The organism is Shewanella oneidensis MR-1, from assembly GCF_000146165.2.
GTDB classification, from domain to species: Bacteria; Pseudomonadota; Gammaproteobacteria; order Enterobacterales; family Shewanellaceae; genus Shewanella; species Shewanella oneidensis.
On the sequence record NC_004347.2, the window covers coordinates 3,471,107 to 3,489,152 of the forward strand.

The following is an 18,046-nucleotide window of genomic DNA, read 5'->3' on the forward strand; positions in this document are numbered from 1 at the left end:
GCACCGCCGTCACCGCACTTAGACGCGGGGACGGCGACTTGTTACCTTAGTTGGACCATTTTTTGTTAAAACAACCAATTACAATGGGGTAAACGCTCGGCAAACCACGCCTGCGCTTTACCCAGGCTTCCCTTGCGCCACGCCAAAAACACAGCTTGTGCAGGCCTTGGAATCTCAAGCTGACACGCGACTAATGTCCCTGCTGCGAGAGCTTCGCCTATCAAATGCTTGGGAAGATAGCCCACACCTAACCCTAGCTGCTGGGCTTTAATCTTGGTCTGCATATTGGGCACGCGGATCACTTGCCTGCTATCAAACAAGCCACTGGAGCGCTGCGCCAAGGCGGTCGAACTATCAGCCACAACGACGGAGGGAAATTGTAATAACGCTTCAGTCGCAATGGGATGATCAAACTGCGCTAAAGGATGATTGGGCGCAAGAGCAAATACAAATTCTAGCATGCCGATTTCAACTAAATGATATTGCCCCTTGGGCAACTCCCCCGTAACCCCAACGGCGATATCGGCGCGGCCCGAATACAGCGCATCCCAACCGCCGCCCAAGGATTCCTCAGTGATATTAATGGTCACCTGCTTACCTAATTCGGTAAATTCAGCAATGAGTTTTAACAGAGGTAAACCCGGCACTACAGTATCGATAGCTAAGGTTAATGTCGACTCCCAACCCGTTTCAAGTTGCCGGACGGCCTCTTCAAGCCTTGAGGTTGCAGCAAGGATCTCCCGCCCTTGGCGCAGCACGAGTTGGCCAACTAAGGTCAGCTCAGCACGCTGGCCCTTACGTTCAAATAATTTTACCCCTAAATCGCTCTCTAATTTCTGGACTGTGTAGGTCAGCGCCGACGGCACCCTGAACAAGGATTCAGCCGCTGCCGAAAAACTACCTTTCTTATCAATTGCATCGAGCACTATTAATCCGTCAAGACTTATCGCTGGCAACATAGCCGCCTCAAGTTCAAATTATTTGAAATATTAATTGAAAATGTTCCGATTTTCTTTAGATAGGGTCAAGGCTAAACTCTAAATCAATCGAGATTATCAACAAATCTCTAACGACTGCCCGATTAACGATTTAGTTAAAAAATTTGAAATAAGGAAGCCCCTATGAAAGCACTCATCACCAAATTACTGACCTCAGCCCCCAGTTTAGCCCCATTGGCTCTACGTATTCCCATCGGGATTATTTTAATGGCCCACGGCGCGCAAAAACTCTTCGGCTGGTTTGGCGGCTACGGTTTAGAAGGCACAGGACAATGGATGGCCTCCATCGGCTTAACTCCGGGCTACTTAATGGCGCTCATGGCAGGTTCAAGTGAATTCTTTGGCGGCTTACTCATAATAATCGGCTTGCTGACTCGCCCCACAGCATTGGTATTGTCCTTTACTATGGTGGTCGCGATTTTCTCAGTTCACATAGGTAACGGCTTGTTTCTTAGTAATAACGGCTACGAGTTCGGGTTAGCACTGTTCGCCGCCACACTGTCATTGACCATTTCCGGCGCAGGCAAACTCAGTGCTGATAACCTGTTAAGCACACGCTTAAAATAAGGAGTTAACCATGATCCGTATACGTAAAGCCCAAGATCGCGGCCAAGCAAACTTAGGCTGGTTAAAGAGTCAACATACCTTCTCGTTTGCGAGCTACTACGATCCACAACATATGGGTGTGTCATCCTTACGAGTCATAAACGATGACAGAGTCGCGCCAGGTGCAGGCTTTGAAACCCATGGCCATAAAGACATGGAAATCATCAGTTATGTGATTTCGGGCACCATTGCCCACAAGGATAGCTTTGGCAATATCAAGACCTTACCCGCGGGGGAGTTTCAGTTAATGTCTGCCGGCAAAGGGATTTATCACAGCGAATTTAATGCATCAAACACTGAGCCACTGCACTTTTTGCAGATCTGGATCCAACCAGATACCTTAGGCATTGATGCTGGCTATCAACAAAAAGCCTTTGCACAAACAAGGGCTATCCATTTAGCGCCACCAGTGTCAATATGTAGTAATGAAAACTTCATCGTATTTATTAAAAGCTGGCGTCGATTACCCTACAAATTGGGACGAATTTGTTGATTGGTTTCATGATGAACAATCTTGCACTAGCTACCTTTACGCACTTCGTTGGCCAAACGGATTCATTTGCCCAAGCTGTTCGAGCCATCAATCACCTTATCAGTTAAGTAATGGCAAGTTAAAATGTCATGCTTGCCGTTTTCAGTGTTCAGTAACATCAAGTACACTTTTTGACAAAACAAGAACCCCCATGAAAAGTTGGTTTGCAGCTGTCTGGTTTATTACAAATCAAAAGAATGGGGTCAGCGCTCTTGGAGTCCAAAGGCTATTAGGTCTTGGGAGTTATCAAACTGCTTGGTCTTTAATGCACAAGTTAAGATATGCCATGGTTGATCCTGAAAGAGATAAACTGTCCGGCATCGTAGAGGTTGACGAAACATTAATAGGTGGGGTCATTCCAAAATCATCTATTAAAAATCAACAGGGTAAGCGTAAAGCTATAGTTTTGGTGGCTGTTGAGCTGCTATCACCCTCTGGATTTGGGCGGATACGTTTAAGGCAAGTAGAAAGTGCAACTAAAGAACATATCCATCAATTCATTCAAGATGTAATAGAGCCTGGTAGTACAATTTGTAGTGATGGTTCTCAAGCATACAAGCAAATAGACAAAAAAGGATATAAGCATAATCGGATGGTGCATTTAGGTTCATCTGTACCTGCACATGAAACAATGGCTGGGGTGCATCGAGTCTCATCATTATGTAAAAGATGGCTTTTAGGTACGTATCAAGGTGCGGTAAAGGCTAAGCAACTTGATTATTATTTAGATGAGTTTACATTTCGCTTCAACAGAAGAAAGTCAGATTCTCGGGGATTATTATTCTACAGGTTGCTTGAGCAAGCAGTGCGTTCTAAGCCGATAACGTACCAATCAATTAAAAATCGATAACCACAATATATAGTGGTTGGTCGTGCTAAGTGGATAGCCCTTGCACAAACGGAGGTGCTGACAGCCGTAGTCACCCCAACCGGTGAACATGGCACCTTAAAAGTACAGCAGGATGCCATCTTATATCGCCTGCAACTTACGCCCAATGAGCAAGTGCAGATGCCAACGCGAGATATGAGTCGTCAGTTATACGTACAACTGGTAGAAGGGACGCTTAAGGTGAATGACGTTGAATTAACCCCTGGAGATGGCGCACATATTACTGCCGAGCAAGCTGTTCTATTTAGCGCATACCAAGGCTCGGTTACCGCACTGGTGTTTGATTTAGCCTGATGATGCATTAGGACCAATAAAAAACCGCCAAGATAACGAGGCGGTTTTATTGCTTAACCTGAACTCGGGGTAACAAGTGTTGAAAAATCTAAATTTAATAAACTAAACCAATGCTATAAATGATTTTTTGAAACGAAAAATTTATTTTCTGGCTGAATGTGCAGATTTTTGCGCATATCAAGGCGCTCTGTCGTACGCCATAGCGAGCGATGGTTAGACCGAGCAACGCAGAGAGGCCCGAAAGATGTCTATTCAGCAGCTCTGCTTATCCCAAGCTCAGGTTGCTTAGATGACCCGAACTAAATCGCTCGGATTAAATCAACTGGCTATATAGCGCTAATTTATGATAACGACATGATTAAGCTAAAGTTAACTAATACCTGCGCCTTATCATTTTGCTTATCTTCAGCGGTTAAATAACGACGCAGTTCATTACGGCGAATGCTATTAAAGCCTTGCTTCTCAAAGAAAGGCCGCGCCTGATAGGAGGCTTCCACCGTGAGTCGTTTAAGGTTTAGCCTTTTGGCCTCTTCGAGTAGTGCCAAATATAAATGTGTCGCTACGCCAGCACGGCCGTATTCGGGATGAACAAACAGACAATCAACTTCGCCGACTAAACAATCAAGCTCTTTATCGGGGCACAACCTTAAACTGATAAAACCGACCAGCTTATCGTTCTCGAGTGCAACCCACGTGGTTGTATCTGCCAATTTTGCAAGCCAATAAGCGTCACTGCGCGCCTCTCCTTGATTTTGCGCCCATGCTAAACGCTCGGTCAGCGAATAGTATTCCTGTGCGCCCTCCATGATACTGGCGTTAAATACCGCCGCCAGTTGCGCTACATCATGGGGAGAAAATAAGCGTATCTGCATTGGAGTCCACTCCTATGGGTTAATCATGACCAATGGGCATACTTAGAGTGTATTCCCATTCAGTTACAGTTGTTTAGTCATATAAAAACTCGGCAACACCTGCCCCAGTTTTTGTTGATAGCTTCGTTGCTGCTGGATGAATCCGAGCTTAATAAATAATCCACGCGAAAGATAAGACGCATCAGTACTTAATTGGCTATAACCTTGCGCTCTTGCCCATTGTTCTAATTGACGATAGGCAAGTTCACCCAAACCTTGCCGCTGCCAATCAGGATGAATATACAGGCTATCGATATATCCCCTATGGCGAAAATCCGTTTCAACATTGATAAAACCTGCACAAATCTTAGTTAAGCTCGCCCCATCTGTCACCAAAATAATCCAAGCTTGGGAACGACTTAAACGTAAATGCCAGTGTTTACTTGAACGGGGCGCCTGTGACCAAGCCATTAGTTGCACCGCATTGTAACGCTCATGTTGTATTTGCTGAACGCAGTGATGAAAGAGCTGACTAACCGCACTCGCATAACGGCGATGGTAAGCGACAACTTCTATTTGTTTATCGGTTTGTTTAAATGTTGGCAAGGTATGTTCGACCATAATTGGCACTATTTGGCGTATTTTGCAGTTATTTATAGAGAAGTGATAGCCTTGCCGTTTATTGAAACCTAACATCGCCCAAAACAAAACCGCCTCGAATTCAGCGAGGCGGTTTAGGTATTCTTGGCAACATCGAGGTTGCTCTGAGAAAACATTATTTCTTTTCGATTTTTCCAACGAACAACAGTTTGTCGAAGGTACGATTTAAGGTCTTGCTGGTGAACTGATTCATCCACATTTGTTCAACCACAGCCACTTTATCGCCTTTTTTGACTTCAGCTTCTGGGCCAGCAGCCCAAAACGTGCTGTCAGCTTCTTTAATTTGAACATAGGTGTAACCGCCACCATTCATAGTATCAACCACAGTACCTTCATGAACGACGCCCTGTGCCCAAGCACTTGACATACCTAACGCTAATGTTGCTACTGCTGCTAATTTTACCAATTTTGCCATCATGCTGTTGTTCCTTGTGTTTTACTAATATGCGGCATTAAAACATGCCATAGGCAATAAATCGCCAATCTCTATCACGAAATACAACACTTATCGCAAAAGTAGGATTTTTATCCCTACGTAGGGAACTCATTTTAAAAGTGGTTTTAACATGGCTTCGAGGCCGTTAAGTTTAACCTCATAGATCAATGCCAATTGCTCTCCTAACTTGCCCTTGGGGAATCCCTGTTGGTGGAACCAAACTAAATAGGGCTCGGGTAACTCGAGTAAACGTCGACCGGCATATTTACCAAAGGGCATCACCTGATTGACCGCGTCGATAAGCTGTTGTTGATCCATAGCGTAACCACTTCAAACAATAAAACTGACTCAAGGCTGGATGCTACTCCATTGATGGAGAAATACCTAAAGTTAACTGATGAAGACTCAGTCGTTGACATTTTGAGATGAGATATTGTTCATTCTGGCAAGCTGATACTCAGAGAACGGGAGTGAGGAGCCTAATTCCAAAAAAATGACGGAGCAGTTCTTACGGTATAGGTAGAGTAAGGGCTTGCGAAACGCCTTATTCGGGCTGAATTAGGCCGCACAATTCCCCCGAAACCTCAACACGCCCTAACTTATCCTAAATATCCGCACTGTTATGCATACACTTTTCGCATATTAGGCCCTAGATTGGCACAATGAGAATGGGCAAAACCATAGTCGGTACAAAGCTTTTCCTGCTCACCATGGGTATTAATACTGACGTAAGTCCCAAGCGTTGCACGATCATCCACAAACGCCATCACCCGCTCTAAGATAATCTTGCCCAAGCCAATATGGCGATACTCAGGTAGAACAATAAAATCCTCTATAGCAAAATGGTTAGCGTTATCACCATAAACACAGGCTGTCGCAACTATGGTTGCTGTATTTTTATCCTGCTTAGCCGTTAAATGAATCGATACCCAATATAGCGGTTGTAAAGGATGGCCATCAGCCATGTCAACACCGATAGAAGGCAAACCAACCGCATCCCGTAGATGCAGTAGCTCATGAAATAACGGCGCAGATTCAACCAGTTCAAATTCAATAGGCATTAGCATTTTAATATCCATTTAGGCATCCCTTCACGAATGGTAGAAACATCAAGGTGATTAGACGGCATAATAGGAGAATACTAACCCAACTAGGTGGCAGTTTGATGACACTCAAGCTCTCTACAAGACAACTTTCGATTGAAAAACGATAATGGAAGACGGCAATTTCAATAATATTTTGAAATAAGAAAATAAAATTAATCGATACAATGAAATAAATAAAACCTTGCGACCGATGTCATCCCGACGATTAAGCGCTTTCGCTTTCGATGTATCACCGAAAAAAATAAACAACCATAATAAAATCAAACAACTAATTGCAAAACACTTAAGTTCAGCTTGATATCAAGAAGAGTCAAATTAACGGCATATATTGCTGTAACGTCAAATATTAATCCCGCGACATTTTATGAAAAAACGTCAAAATTCAGCTAATTGACCGCTATTAACATAGGGTTTACATTCGTTCATGACTACTCGGCGCGGTAACAAATCAACGAGCAATAAACCGCCGCCCAAGTGATACCCTAAGCATTGAGGAATTCGTCATGATAGTGTTAATCGGCGGCGAAAAAGGCGGCAGCGGCAAAAGTTGCCTCGCACAAAATATCGCAGTATTTCTCACCACTGAATGTGGTGCCTCTGTCATAATGGTCGACTGCGATCCGCAGCGCACCACATCAGATTGGATCCAAGCCAGAAACAATAATCCTAAACTTGCAAGTATCAATTGCGTGCAGCTTTATGGAAAAATCCGTAATGATCTTCTGAGCTTAGAACAACATTATGACTTCGTCATTGTAGACTGTGGCGGGCAGGATAACCTCGCATTAAGAGCGACCATGTCTGTCGCATCCCATATCTTGATGCCACTCAGGCCCAAACGCCGAGATTTAAAAACCGTGAGTCATATGGATGATATCGTCGCAACCTGTAAGATGATTAATCCCAAATTACATGCCTCTTTCGTTATCACTCAATGCCCCAATCTTCCTAATCAAGCAAATCGAATTCTGGAGGCGAAAGAGATCTGCAAAACCTATGATATCAATGTATTAGATTCGATTACTTATAGTCGAAATATCTATGATGACAGCGAAGAATCCGGATTATCTGTACTCGAAATAGAACCCAAAGGTAAGGCTGCTGCCGAGATCCGTGCCATTGCCTGTGAAATGTTTCAAGTTGACTGCGCTGCCTCATTAACAGCTTTACTCAAGCCAAGCACATCCATAGCCGGACACCACAGTCAAATTAACCAAAATCAGTCGAATCATCTGAGAGGACAATATGGGACTCAGCGACCTCAAGAAAAACGCTATGCCATCTAGGGGAGGCACAAAGCCCGTTTCCCTTGATGAGTTTATTGATGCCGCGACCCTCTATGCAATGGGAGAGACCTGTCTGCCAACGGCGCAAAATGCTATGGCGGAGTTAGTGATAGAATTCCCCGTGGAATGTACTCAGGATTCATCTAATGTAGTGACCTTGCAACGCCCTAAAACGTCGCCGATATTGCTTGATGTGAGCCAAGAAGAACGCCCACATTACCGTAAAGCTACGTTTTCATTGAGTGAGGCAGCAATCGCTCATTTAGCCTCACTCTCCGAGGAAAGTGACATTTCGAAATCTAAATTGGTCCGTTTTTTAATTGAACAACATTATGCTTTGCCCACCGCCTTACGGCAGATGCGCGAGCTGCAGATAAAAAAATCTTAGTCCCGCACCATCTCCCACCTTTTCCGGTGTTCTAGATTAATTAGAACACCGGATTTTTTGCCTAAAATATTTGATACAACGCCATTAACTTTATTAACAACCCCATCCACAATGTACAGCTGAGTTGATTAATGATATTGATTAATATGTAAACACTCGTATTTAAGGAGTTATTCTTGTCAAAACGTTTGTCGCTCCTATTATTCGGACTTGGATTAACGCTCACGCCCCCAGCCTTAGCGGAATTCTCCTTGGCCCAAATTCCGCCACTATCTAATAAGACTCCAATCACCTTGGTTGCCGAAAAGGGATTTTGGACTGACTACCTCACCCAAGAAATGCTGCCTAAATTTACCGAAAAAACCGGTGTCAAAGTCAATGTAATTAGTACCGAGCTTGAGAGTATGTTTGAGCTCCAGACCCAAGCATTACTAATGGGAGAAGGAAAATACGATCTGCTCACGATGGAGGCTGGCTGGGCAAAAGAATGGGCGGCTAACGGCTATACGGTACCACTCCTTGAATTAGCCAAGCTGTACGATCCAGATGGTGAAAAAGCGATGGAAAGCTATCTCGAACCCTACTATCCATCGTTACTTAATATTTTGTCCTATAACAGAGAGTTGCACGCCATACCCTACAATAACTATGTGATGGGAAGTCATTACCGAGCCGATCTATTTGAAAATAAAACCGAACAGGCTCACTTTCTGCAACGTTTTGGCTACCCACTAAAACCCGCGACCAATGTTGAAGAATTAGCGGATCAAGCCGTTTTTTTTACGCGAAAAGCGGGGGAACTGCTTGCCGAAAAACCATTAACCCATGACTTTTACGGTTTGGCATTAATGTCGGGTAATAAGCCCCATATCAACGATGAGTTTTCGAGCATTATTTGGAGTTTAGGCGGCGCTTGGATGTGGCCAATCTATAACCAACAAAAAAAACTAACTCATTTTGAAGTGCCTACCGTCAATCAAGAGGCCATAAAGGCAGGGCTTGCTTATCGTCAACTCATGCCTTATGCCTACCCTGCTGATGATAAGTTTGCCTTCAATGAAGCTGCAAACGCCATGGCGACTGGCCAGGTCGCTATTTGGCCCTTTGCTTACAACAACCTTTGGCACGCTTCCTTTAAAGTCGAAGCCAATATACCGGGGGCTCGACTTGGTGTTTCTCAAGTGCCGGGCGGAACCCCCTATAATGGTGCTTATGCCTTTGCGGTAAGTTACGACAGTAAAAACCCTCAAGCCGCCTATTGGTTACTTAAGTATATGGGCACCTTTGAGGCTCAATATGCCTATGCTCTTGGTGGCGGAAATCCTTGCCGTATGGATGTAGTCACTGCGCCCGAATTTAAAAATGCCTCCAAAAGAGCGATTGCGGGTGCATTTGAGGCCAGTCACGTTGCTAACTTGTTCTGGTCTACTAAAGTATTGGAACTAGGACACTTTACCTCTACTGCTATGGGACAGATATATCCTGAGTTAAGCCGTGCTTGCTATGCAGCCAGCCAGCACGAAGCCAATATTACGGATATTTTTATCGAGTTAAGTACCAAAATTAAACAGTTGCAGAATACCCATGGGGAAGTCCCTGCAATAGACAAGAAAAACAAATGAACTCAAAACGACTCACCAGTCTTAAATATAAAATTACGCTAGCCTTCTACATCATCCTCGGCATGGCAATAGTCAATGGCATTATCGCTATCCTATTGTCACAAAAATTAAAAACTGAAATTGAACAACTGGTAAATAGCGAGGCAGTCAAAGTGACGACTGCATTGCAATTGGCTAAAAATAGCGAAAGATTGCAAATTATTACCACTGAATTAAATCATTATGATACTGAAGAGCAACGACTTACTCTTCTTAAGGAATTGACCACCCAATGGGAATATTTGTTAAAAGACACCAAAGTATTATTTAGTCTCGAAACCACACCCAATACCCATCAAGCACTAAATCGTACGATTGACACTCAGCTTTATTTTCAGCAGCAACTCCCCTTGCTTGATACCCTCACGGATAGCGCGTTACAAGCCAAATTACAGGCACAAAACATTCAAGCTAATTTAGCCGGAATGTCATCTGCATTTTCCGATGAGATACAAGCTCAACTCAACCTAACTCACGAGCACTTCCATCTGTTACTCGAACAAAAAAATCTTGATGGAATCTCCGATAACCTTAACCAACATCAAGCACTCTCCGCATATTTTCATCAAGGTGAGCATCTCTTTGCGTTATTAGAAGAGGTAAAAAATTCCCAGAATATTGTGGAAATAAATCGACTCCAACGGGAAGCTATGCGCCTACTGATCCAGATGGAAGAGATCGTCGCCTCAATGCATACAAGCGATAGTATTTACCTCGAGTGGCTATCTCAAATAAAACAAAATATGGCTGGTAATGACAACCTATTTGAATTGTCACGTAATGCCTTAAAAAGCACTCAAATTGCCAATGCCCACTTTGGCTTTCAAGCCAAGGCAGCACAAGAAATAGCGACATTCACCCAAGAGTTAGTCGACCATGCTGAAGAAGAAATTAAGATCGCAGGCACCAATCTTAAGAGTGATAGTACTTCCTTTGTGATCCTGATTTTTTGTGGCGGTATTCTCTATTGCTTTTTTATCTGGCTCACCAGTTGGCATTTTATGGCGAAGGGCATCATCAAACCCGTTATTGCAACCCGTGATGCAATGAATGCTATCGCCAATGAAAAACTAGACACCCAAATGCCCACCACCGACAACCTAGAGCTTCAACAAATGGTGAGCTCGCTTGAGACACTTAAAACCTACGCGGCTCAGGTTAAAACCATGGCTGAAACCGATGGATTAACTGGTTGCTATAATCGCCGCTATTTGGACAATCAAATACTGAAGGAGTTGAGTTACGCAAACGATCACAATATGCCCTTGAGTATTGTGATGTTCGATTTGGATAACTTTAAAGAATTCAATGATCAATACGGACACGTCAACGGCGATCAATGTTTACGACAAATCGTCAACGCGGCCAAATCAATTCTACAGAGACCAACGGATATCCTCGCACGCTATGGCGGTGAAGAGTTTATGCTACTTTTGCCCTCAAGCCATATTGAAGATGCCTACAAAATTGCCGAACGCCTGCGCGAAACTGTTATCGACTTGCATATTATCCACCAAGGCTCATCGCACTCGGGAATTGTCACTATCAGTTTAGGAGTGGCCTGCTGGCAACCGCCAGAATCATTCGATGTTAATAAGCTTATAAGCCATGTTGACGAAGCGCTCTATCGTGCCAAACTGGCCGGACGAAATCGCACAGAAGTCTTTATCGACGCTCGATAACCTTGCCAATGACAACCCAATCAATTTGCTAAGCCTTTTATTTCAATGGAGGGATTGAGTTCAACATGTATAACCCCCATTAGCTAATATACCCAATATCAATTCAGCACTGAGGGATCATGCTCGCCATTTTAACCATTCTGCTATTTGGCCTCAGTGCAATGGCTTGGCTGGGGTCCAGTCGTTGGCGCAAAACTCGCCATCGAAACCGGGTATTGGCCAGTCCCTTTCCTAAGGCTTGGCGAGCAATACTAAAAAGAAGACTCCCTTTCTTTCACGCATTACCAGCTGATCTGCAACTACAACTGAAACGTCACATTCAAGTGTTTTTGGCTGAAAAGCATTTTGTTGGCTGCGACGGTTTACAAATAACCGATGAAATTAGAGTGACCATTGCAGCCCAAGCGTGCCTGCTATTGCTCAATCGCAAAACAGATTTTTACCCCAAACTAAGACAGATTTTAGTCTATCCCGATGCATTTATTGTCGACAGTCAACGACAGGATCCCGCTGGCTTAATCAGTGAACAACGCAATGTACTCGCCGGAGAATCCTGGGAGCATGGGCAAGTAATACTATCATGGAAAAACACCCTCGAAGGCGCCGCCAATCCCCATGATGGCAATAATGTCGTTATCCATGAATTTGCCCATCAACTAGATCAAGAAGATGGCTACGCCAATGGCGCCCCGATTTTGCAACGTCGTCAGGATTATCGTTCTTGGTCCAGCGTATTCAATCAAGCATTTAATGAATTAGTCCATGATGCTGCTATGGGTAAGCCATCCCTATTTGATTACTATGGAGCGACTAACCCTGCAGAATTTTTTGCGGTGGTGACTGAGGTGTTTTTTGAAAAACCAGCAGCACTTAATCTCGAGCATCCTGCACTTTATCGCGAATTGAGTCATTTCTATCAAGTCGATCCGATAAACTGGCGCTAATGTATTTGTTAAGTAATAAACAAAGGAATTCCCTATGACAATAATAACAACTCAACCTAAAACCCTTTCTAGCAGTTTGCATCACGTCACTCGATACAGCCTCAGTAAATTGACTACCACACTGTTGATGGTTGCAGGATTGATACTTAGTGTGCCAAGCGCCAGCGCCAGTGATACTCCCTCTACACCAGTAACAACAGCCATATCAGCTGCAACTGCCGATGAACAAGCGGCAGCTCAAATGCTTGATCAATTGAACCAATATTCCAGTAGTGCCGATTGGGATAAGTATTTTGCACTGTATCGACAAGATGGCATTTTTATTGGAACAGATGCGAGTGAGCGTTGGGGAATGGCGGAATTTGAACGCTATTCCCGCCCGACAAAAGGCTGGCGTTACGATTTAACGAGCCGCCATTTAGTCCAACATGGCGATGTAATCCTCTTCGATGAGCTGCTAAACAGCCCAAGTTACGGCGTGAGCCGAGGCACGGGGACGTTAATCAAAACCAAGGGGGAATGGAAAATAGCCCAATATCATTTGAGCTTTCCCATCCCCAATGGCATTGCGAAAAAAATCACGACTGAAATTAAAAACGCTCAGTAAATCGCTATTTTAAGGACACGGTAAAACACACATTTGCAAGCTGTGAGAAGTGGATAAAAGCTTGAAAATCCACTTCTGCAAAACACCTCTCTGATGGCCCTCTATCGGCGTAATAAAAGCCGATCACTTTATTGTCCACCAACAACGGCGCCACTAAAAAACCCGATTCTGGCAGTTGTACCTTTAACTCTCGGCATTGCTCTTGCCATTTTTTAGCGCAGGGACTGTCGACCCAAAGCGACTCTTTATGCTCCATCGCCATTGGAAATAAGCCTTTTCTATCCCCAAGTTCGATAATAAATTGCCGCTTCATTTCCTCTGCATCTCTGCCAAGCATAATCCTTGGCTGTAGCTGTTTACGGCTGGGAGACAACAGCAACACACCACAGCGGTCTACCCCGACGCCCTCTAAAATCCCCTCAAGCACGGTTTGCATGATTTGATTAAAATCAGCTTTATTGATCGCGAAGGCTGTAAGCTCACGTAGTTTTACTAATTGGACATTTAAATTGGCTTCAAAAATGGGCAGTTCGGCTTCAGGTAAGTAAGGCTCAAGCTTATCAATCCTTTGGGGATCAGGCAGATAATCAATCAGCACTTTAGCACCATAGGCTTCAGCTAATTTATGGGTCGCCTTGGTACAGCGCTGCATTTTTAAGGTGAATTCCGTTTCATCAAGCCCAGTAAAATTGGCAGCCTGATTGATATACTTCTCTAAATCATTTTTATCTGGCGTGGCCACCGAGAGTGTGTCACAAAGCTTATCTGCTAAAAATATAGATCGTATCTCGGGACGAGGGTCATCCGGGTAATTTACCGCTTGGATCAATAATTCTCCTAATCCCCAATGGCGCGCAATACTCTGAGTTAACTGCGAAAAAGAAGTACCTATGGTTTCACGAATAAGGCTTCGCTCATCCGCAGAGGTTTCACATTCTGTTAATTGGCTATCGAGGGTTTCGGTAAATTCCCCCCCGATACTCCAAAATGCACTCTCACCGATATGAAAAAGTAAACAGGCTATAAAGGCCTCTTCTTGAATGTCATCATCATAATCACTCAACATCATCCGAGTTAGCATCGCGGCTTGAAATGCCTTAGCCATTAATTTGATTAATCTTTGATATACCGAAGGTGCAAGATTTTTACTTTCTAACAGGCTAGATAACAATTGCGCCGTGATACAAATATTACGCACAGCATCAAAACCCAACACAATGGCAGCTCGGCTTACTGTCGATATTTGCGTACTGCCTTTATGGTAAATCGCACTGTTTGCAACCCTTAAAATACGCGATGTGAGGGCATTATCGTGCATCACGCTACGGCCCAATAAGGCGAGTGAAGAGACATCATCCTTAGCAAGCTTTTCTAGTGTTTGGACGGTGGAACAAAGTGCTGGCATTTCCAACTCACTGATCCTTTTTGTCCAATAATCAACCCCTTTATTAGTATTATTAGGTTTCAACCTAGCTTTTCCTCGATGATGTAATGTCATTGTTTTTAGTATAGATAAGCTTAAAAAAATTCGCCTCGCATCTGGCTCACAATTCAACTTTTGATTTTTAAATCCGCGATATAGTGAACGAAAAACATAAAAAAGCCCAAGTCATCACTTGGGCTTAAACTTAAAGTAGATTACGCCTGCAGATGTAATTTAAATACCTGCAATACCTTATCAATATCCTGACGCGAGACATCTTTATGGGTAACAAAACGTAAGGTACGTCCAGGACTAATCAGAATGCCCTCGCCACGACAGCGTTTCACTAAGGCCTGTTCATCGACATGGGATGCCAATGTTGCAAACACCATATTGGTTTGAACTGAGGCTAAGTCAATGTCAAACTCATCCAACTGGCTTAACTGCTGAGCCAGATAAGCCGCATTTTCATGATCTTCTGCAAGTCTTTCAACTTGTTCAGTTAAGGCTAACTTGCCAGCCGCCGCTAAAATACCCGCTTGACGCATACCGCCACCAAGCATTTTTCGCCAACGTGTCGCTTTTTTAATCAGGCGTTCATCCCCTAAGAGTAACGACCCTACTGGCGCACATAATCCTTTTGATAAACAAATGGAAACTGAATCAAAATGCGCTGCTATATCAGCAATAGCAATACCTTGTGCTACTGCAGCATTGGCCACCCTTGCACCATCTAAATGAATTTTTAAACCACGTTGAAAAGCCAACGCCTGCGCATTGGCAAGATAGGCCTGCGACAACACTTTCCCCCCAATAGTATTTTCTAAACTCAGTAAGCGTGTGCGGGCAAAATGAATATCATCGGGCTTGATGGCTGCTTCAACATCAGTAAGGGCAATAGTGCCATCCAGTTGATTCGTCAACGGTTGTGGTTGAATGCTACCCAATACCGCCGCGCCACCACCTTCAAATTTGTAGTTATGGGCCTGCTGACCACATAAATATTCATCCCCACGCTCGCAATGCGCCATCAGTGCGAGCAAATTGGCTTGAGTGCCCGATGCCGTAAAAAGAGCGCTCTCAAAACCAAACATCTCGGCGGCCATGTCCTGCAAACTGTTCACGGTCGGATCATCACCATAAACATCGTCGCCCACTTCTGCCCTAGACATGGCTAAACGCATCGCCTCAGTTGGCTGGGTCACGGTATCACTGCGCAAATCGATCATCTTGTCCTCAACTTCTTCTGCCTATCCTCTACGCGAACATCAATCGCGCCTAGCGACTCTAGCCTTAACCGAAAAAATTGTATAGTTTGCTGGCACACCTGCCGATAAAATCTACAATCTAGTCATGCTATATCATCTAATATGATTGATTTATAAAGTATAAATGGCAAAACTTGGCGTTAGACCAATTAAAAGTTAGAATACTTAACTAAGATGTTCATGCTAAAGCAGTGCAAATCTCTTAGTGGTTTTGACTACTCAACATAATACGCAAGGTGATTTGTGGTGAAAATATCCGTAAAGCAATGGATTGAATTAACCTGTTTAGCACTAAGTTTGAGCCTAATGCTGCCTGCTTATGCTTGGCAGGATACAGACCAAGACGGCGTACCAGATATTAAAGATGCTTGCCCAAATACACCCGCAAATACGAGTGTGATGGCTAATGGTTGTGTTGATGAAGTGGAAGTGACTTCTGATAACATCCAATGCAATCTCAATGACCCCAGCACCTATTCTGCCTCTGATTGTCATCATATTGAGACAGCCATTGTGTATTTTGAGTTTGCCATAGCCGAAGTGGATTTATCGCAGTGGAAAGCATTAGCCTTAGTAAAGTCGTTTTTAGAAGCGAATACTGAGACTAAATTAACCTTAGTGGGACATACAGATATTGTCGGCACACCAGAGTTTAATTATCAGTTATCACTTCAACGGGCACAAAATGTGAAACGAATTTTGGTTGAAGACTATGGATTCAACCCAAATCGCTTTACCGTTGTCGGTAAAGGTATATCTGAGCCTGTCGCGGATAATCGTTCCAGTGAAGGTCGCGGATTAAATCGACGAGTACAATTTATCGTCAATAATATTTAGTTTTGTTAGCGTATTTTTAGGGAGTAATTTAATGGAAAACCTTGAAGGCTTATTAAAGCAGGCTCCAGATCTTATCATGACCTATGGTCTGAAGATCTTATTTGCCCTTGTCATTTTCTTTGTCGGTAAATATTTTGCCGGCGTTGCGCAAAAGGTAGTGCATAAGCTACTCAACAGTCGCAAAGTTGATCCAACCGTGGTCTCTTTTGTGGCCAATTTATCGTGGGCAGTTGTGTTTGTCTTCACCATTATTGCCACCTTAGGTCAAATTGGTGTGCAAACGGCGTCTTTGGTTGCTGTAATTGGTGCTGCTGGTTTGGCGGTAGGTTTAGCACTGCAAGGCTCATTGTCTAACTTCGCTTCAGGCGTATTAATGGTGTTATTCCGCCCATGCCGCGTTGGCGATTATATTGAAGCTGCAGGTATTGCTGGTACTGTTGACGAAATCACCATTTTCTCAACTAAATTACGTACACCAGATAATAAAGTCATCGTTGCACCTAACTCTTCAATCATGAATGGCACAATCACCAACTACTCTGCATCTGAAAATCGGCGCATCGATTTAGTGATTTGTGTATCTTATTCTGCAGATCTTGCCCAAACTAAAAAAGTATTAACCGAGATTTTGGACAACAACCAATACGTACTAAAAGAGCCAGGTTACACCGTGGGTCTTTCTGAATTGGCGAGTTCTTCAATTAACTTTGTGGTTCGTCCTTGGGTAAAAACAGCGGATTATTGGACGGCCCGTTTCGAAATTTTAGAGCAAATCAAAAATGCGCTTGATGCAGCAGATATTGAAATTCCGTTTCCACAAATGGATATCCATGTGAAGCAACTACCCGAGAGCAAATAACCAACAATAATATTAGAAGGCCGGTGTAAACCGGCTTTTTTTATGGTGATAAAGTAGATTTTGGCGTACCTTAACTCGATATGTACAACATACCTGAGTAAGGGAGAAAATATGCCAAAGTATGTTTCGTTTCTAGCCGCTGGCTGTGTTTTTAGTTTAATGCTTCTCAGCCCAATGGCGATTGCCAACGATAAATCCCAAGTCATGATGGGGGAAAAGACTGTCACCCTAGAAGGTAAATTACCTAAACTTGAGCAAATGGCCCCCAGATTTAAAGTCGTTGATGACAAGTTCAACCCTATCAACTTAACTGACTTTAAAGGAAAGACCATTCTTATCAGTGCAGTACCTAGCTTAGATACAGGTGTCTGCGCGCTACAAACTAAACGCTTTAATAGCGAGGTGGGCCACTTTTCCGATAATGTAGTCATGTTGACCATCAGCACGGATTTACCCTTCGCGCAAAAACGTTTCTGCAAAGTTGAGAATGTGGAAAATATTAAGGTGTTATCCGATTCTGTTTGGCGCGACTTTGGCGAAAAGTATGGTCTATTAATTGAAGATTACGGCTTGCTTGCTCGGGCAATCTTCATCATCGATGCAGAAGGTAAGCTGAAGTATCAAGAACTCGTACCTAACATTACCGAACACCCAAACTATGACGCGGCGCTGGAAGCGTTAAAAACCATTCAAGCACAGCAATAAGCATAAAAATGGGG

At 43.6% G+C, this 18,046-nt stretch carries 20 protein-coding genes and 1 pseudogene; 13 read left to right on the forward strand and 8 right to left on the reverse strand.

Annotated elements, in window-relative coordinates; genetic code table 11:
* Positions 1-65: 65 nt before the first annotated feature.
* Positions 66-959 (reverse strand): LysR family transcriptional regulator, encoded by an 894-nt coding sequence (locus SO_RS15475; protein WP_011073194.1) that lies wholly within the window; start codon positions 957-959, stop codon positions 66-68.
* A 162-nt stretch (positions 960-1,121) separates the two neighbouring features.
* Here SO_RS15475 and SO_RS15480 point away from each other — a divergent pair, with 162 nt between their 5' ends.
* The 4 genes and pseudogenes from SO_RS15480 to SO_RS15495 all read left to right on the forward strand — a co-directional run bounded on the left by SO_RS15480 (position 1,122) and on the right by SO_RS15495 (position 3,319).
* Positions 1,122-1,565 carry a DoxX family protein gene (locus SO_RS15480; RefSeq protein WP_011073195.1) on the forward strand — a complete coding sequence of 148 codons (444 nt, stop codon included), beginning with the start codon at positions 1,122-1,124 and terminating at the stop codon, positions 1,563-1,565.
* Between the two features lie 10 nt (positions 1,566-1,575).
* Positions 1,576-1,989 (forward strand): annotated as a pseudogene (locus tag SO_RS15485) (pirin family protein); the annotation flags it as partial.
* 40 nt (positions 1,990-2,029) lie between these two features.
* Positions 2,030-2,986 (forward strand): IS1595-like element ISSod11 family transposase, encoded by a 957-nt coding sequence (locus SO_RS15490; RefSeq protein WP_011071113.1) that lies wholly within the window; start codon positions 2,030-2,032, stop codon positions 2,984-2,986.
* 12 nt (positions 2,987-2,998) lie between these two features.
* Positions 2,999-3,319, forward strand: coding sequence for a pirin family protein (locus SO_RS15495; protein WP_238560491.1), 321 nt, complete (start codon positions 2,999-3,001; stop codon positions 3,317-3,319).
* 341 nt (positions 3,320-3,660) lie between these two features.
* Here SO_RS15495 and SO_RS15500 read toward each other — a convergent pair whose 3' ends face one another.
* The 5 genes from SO_RS15500 to SO_RS15520 all read right to left on the reverse strand — a co-directional run bounded on the left by SO_RS15500 (position 3,661) and on the right by SO_RS15520 (position 6,345).
* Positions 3,661-4,191: a GNAT family N-acetyltransferase gene (locus tag SO_RS15500; RefSeq protein ID WP_011073196.1), complete on the reverse strand. Its 531-nt coding sequence runs from the start codon at positions 4,189-4,191 to the stop codon at positions 3,661-3,663.
* Positions 4,192-4,254: 63 nt separating this feature from the next.
* Positions 4,255-4,791 carry a GNAT family N-acetyltransferase gene (locus SO_RS15505; protein WP_164925744.1) on the reverse strand — a complete coding sequence of 179 codons (537 nt, stop codon included), beginning with the start codon at positions 4,789-4,791 and terminating at the stop codon, positions 4,255-4,257.
* Positions 4,792-4,945: 154 nt separating this feature from the next.
* A complete protein-coding gene (locus SO_RS15510) occupies positions 4,946-5,248 on the reverse strand; it encodes a hypothetical protein (protein WP_011073198.1) in 303 nt (100 codons plus the stop codon).
* A 126-nt stretch (positions 5,249-5,374) separates the two neighbouring features.
* A complete protein-coding gene (locus SO_RS15515) occupies positions 5,375-5,584 on the reverse strand; it encodes a DUF3820 family protein (RefSeq protein WP_011073199.1) in 210 nt (69 codons plus the stop codon).
* Positions 5,585-5,886: 302 nt separating this feature from the next.
* Complete coding sequence (locus tag SO_RS15520) at positions 5,887-6,345, reverse strand: GNAT family N-acetyltransferase (RefSeq protein WP_011073200.1); 459 nt, start codon at positions 6,343-6,345, stop codon at positions 5,887-5,889.
* A gap of 530 nt (positions 6,346-6,875) precedes the next feature.
* Between SO_RS15520 and SO_RS15525 the strand changes: the two genes are divergently transcribed.
* The 6 genes from SO_RS15525 to SO_RS15550 all read left to right on the forward strand — a co-directional run bounded on the left by SO_RS15525 (position 6,876) and on the right by SO_RS15550 (position 12,940).
* A complete protein-coding gene (locus tag SO_RS15525; protein WP_011073201.1) occupies positions 6,876-7,658 on the forward strand; it encodes an AAA family ATPase in 783 nt (260 codons plus the stop codon).
* The gene (locus SO_RS15530) at positions 7,618-8,046 is read left to right on the forward strand and encodes a CopG family transcriptional regulator (protein WP_164925745.1); all 429 of its coding nucleotides are present in this window, start codon (positions 7,618-7,620) and stop codon (positions 8,044-8,046) included. Before SO_RS15525 ends, SO_RS15530 begins: the two co-directional genes overlap by 41 nt.
* A gap of 176 nt (positions 8,047-8,222) precedes the next feature.
* Entirely contained in the window at positions 8,223-9,668 is a 1,446-nt protein-coding gene (locus tag SO_RS15535) for an ABC transporter substrate-binding protein (protein ID WP_011073203.1), read from the forward strand.
* Complete coding sequence (locus tag SO_RS15540; RefSeq protein WP_011073204.1) at positions 9,665-11,389, forward strand: GGDEF domain-containing protein; 1,725 nt, start codon at positions 9,665-9,667, stop codon at positions 11,387-11,389. The genes SO_RS15535 and SO_RS15540 overlap by 4 nt, the downstream gene beginning before the upstream one ends.
* Before the next feature lie 119 nt (positions 11,390-11,508).
* Entirely contained in the window at positions 11,509-12,333 is an 825-nt protein-coding gene (locus tag SO_RS15545) for a M90 family metallopeptidase (protein ID WP_011073205.1), read from the forward strand.
* Positions 12,334-12,367: 34 nt separating this feature from the next.
* Positions 12,368-12,940: a nuclear transport factor 2 family protein gene (locus SO_RS15550; protein WP_011073206.1), complete on the forward strand. Its 573-nt coding sequence runs from the start codon at positions 12,368-12,370 to the stop codon at positions 12,938-12,940.
* Between the two features lie 4 nt (positions 12,941-12,944).
* Here SO_RS15550 and SO_RS15555 read toward each other — a convergent pair whose 3' ends face one another.
* Together SO_RS15555 and ltaE are read right to left on the reverse strand one after the other, a co-directional pair.
* A complete protein-coding gene (locus tag SO_RS15555; RefSeq protein WP_011073207.1) occupies positions 12,945-14,408 on the reverse strand; it encodes an HDOD domain-containing protein in 1,464 nt (487 codons plus the stop codon).
* A 170-nt stretch (positions 14,409-14,578) separates the two neighbouring features.
* The gene (ltaE, locus tag SO_RS15560; RefSeq protein WP_011073208.1) at positions 14,579-15,592 is read right to left on the reverse strand and encodes a low-specificity L-threonine aldolase; all 1,014 of its coding nucleotides are present in this window, start codon (positions 15,590-15,592) and stop codon (positions 14,579-14,581) included.
* Positions 15,593-15,937: 345 nt separating this feature from the next.
* Between ltaE and SO_RS15565 the strand changes: the two genes are divergently transcribed.
* The 3 genes from SO_RS15565 to tpx all read left to right on the forward strand — a co-directional run bounded on the left by SO_RS15565 (position 15,938) and on the right by tpx (position 18,032).
* The gene (locus SO_RS15565; RefSeq protein ID WP_405130464.1) at positions 15,938-16,468 is read left to right on the forward strand and encodes an OmpA family protein; all 531 of its coding nucleotides are present in this window, start codon (positions 15,938-15,940) and stop codon (positions 16,466-16,468) included.
* Between the two features lie 31 nt (positions 16,469-16,499).
* A complete protein-coding gene (locus tag SO_RS15570) occupies positions 16,500-17,327 on the forward strand; it encodes a mechanosensitive ion channel family protein (protein WP_011073210.1) in 828 nt (275 codons plus the stop codon).
* Positions 17,328-17,438: 111 nt separating this feature from the next.
* Positions 17,439-18,032 carry a thiol peroxidase gene (gene tpx / locus SO_RS15575; protein WP_011073211.1) on the forward strand — a complete coding sequence of 198 codons (594 nt, stop codon included), beginning with the start codon at positions 17,439-17,441 and terminating at the stop codon, positions 18,030-18,032.
* Positions 18,033-18,046: the final 14 nt, after the last annotated feature.

Bases quoted from the DNA above. Each gene is read 5' to 3' on its own strand.
- SO_RS15475 (WP_011073194.1), bottom strand. From the start codon at position 959: ATGTTGCCAGCGATAAGTCTTGACGGATTAATAGTGCTCGATGCAATT.
- SO_RS15480 (WP_011073195.1), top strand. From the start codon at position 1,122: ATGAAAGCACTCATCACCAAATTACTGACCTCAGCCCCCAGTTTAGCC.
- SO_RS15490 (WP_011071113.1), top strand. From the start codon at position 2,030: ATGAAAACTTCATCGTATTTATTAAAAGCTGGCGTCGATTACCCTACA.
- SO_RS15500 (WP_011073196.1), bottom strand. From the start codon at position 4,191: ATGCAGATACGCTTATTTTCTCCCCATGATGTAGCGCAACTGGCGGCG.
- SO_RS15505 (WP_164925744.1), bottom strand. From the start codon at position 4,791: ATGGTCGAACATACCTTGCCAACATTTAAACAAACCGATAAACAAATA.
- SO_RS15510 (WP_011073198.1), bottom strand. From the start codon at position 5,248: ATGATGGCAAAATTGGTAAAATTAGCAGCAGTAGCAACATTAGCGTTA.
- SO_RS15515 (WP_011073199.1), bottom strand. From the start codon at position 5,584: ATGGATCAACAACAGCTTATCGACGCGGTCAATCAGGTGATGCCCTTT.
- SO_RS15520 (WP_011073200.1), bottom strand. From the start codon at position 6,345: ATGGATATTAAAATGCTAATGCCTATTGAATTTGAACTGGTTGAATCT.
- SO_RS15525 (WP_011073201.1), top strand. From the start codon at position 6,876: ATGATAGTGTTAATCGGCGGCGAAAAAGGCGGCAGCGGCAAAAGTTGC.
- SO_RS15530 (WP_164925745.1), top strand. From the start codon at position 7,618: ATGGGACTCAGCGACCTCAAGAAAAACGCTATGCCATCTAGGGGAGGC.
- SO_RS15540 (WP_011073204.1), top strand. From the start codon at position 9,665: ATGAACTCAAAACGACTCACCAGTCTTAAATATAAAATTACGCTAGCC.
- SO_RS15545 (WP_011073205.1), top strand. From the start codon at position 11,509: ATGCTCGCCATTTTAACCATTCTGCTATTTGGCCTCAGTGCAATGGCT.
- SO_RS15550 (WP_011073206.1), top strand. From the start codon at position 12,368: ATGACAATAATAACAACTCAACCTAAAACCCTTTCTAGCAGTTTGCAT.
- ltaE (WP_011073208.1), bottom strand. From the start codon at position 15,592: ATGATCGATTTGCGCAGTGATACCGTGACCCAGCCAACTGAGGCGATG.
- SO_RS15565 (WP_405130464.1), top strand. From the start codon at position 15,938: ATGCTGCCTGCTTATGCTTGGCAGGATACAGACCAAGACGGCGTACCA.
- SO_RS15570 (WP_011073210.1), top strand. From the start codon at position 16,500: ATGGAAAACCTTGAAGGCTTATTAAAGCAGGCTCCAGATCTTATCATG.
- tpx (WP_011073211.1), top strand. From the start codon at position 17,439: ATGCCAAAGTATGTTTCGTTTCTAGCCGCTGGCTGTGTTTTTAGTTTA.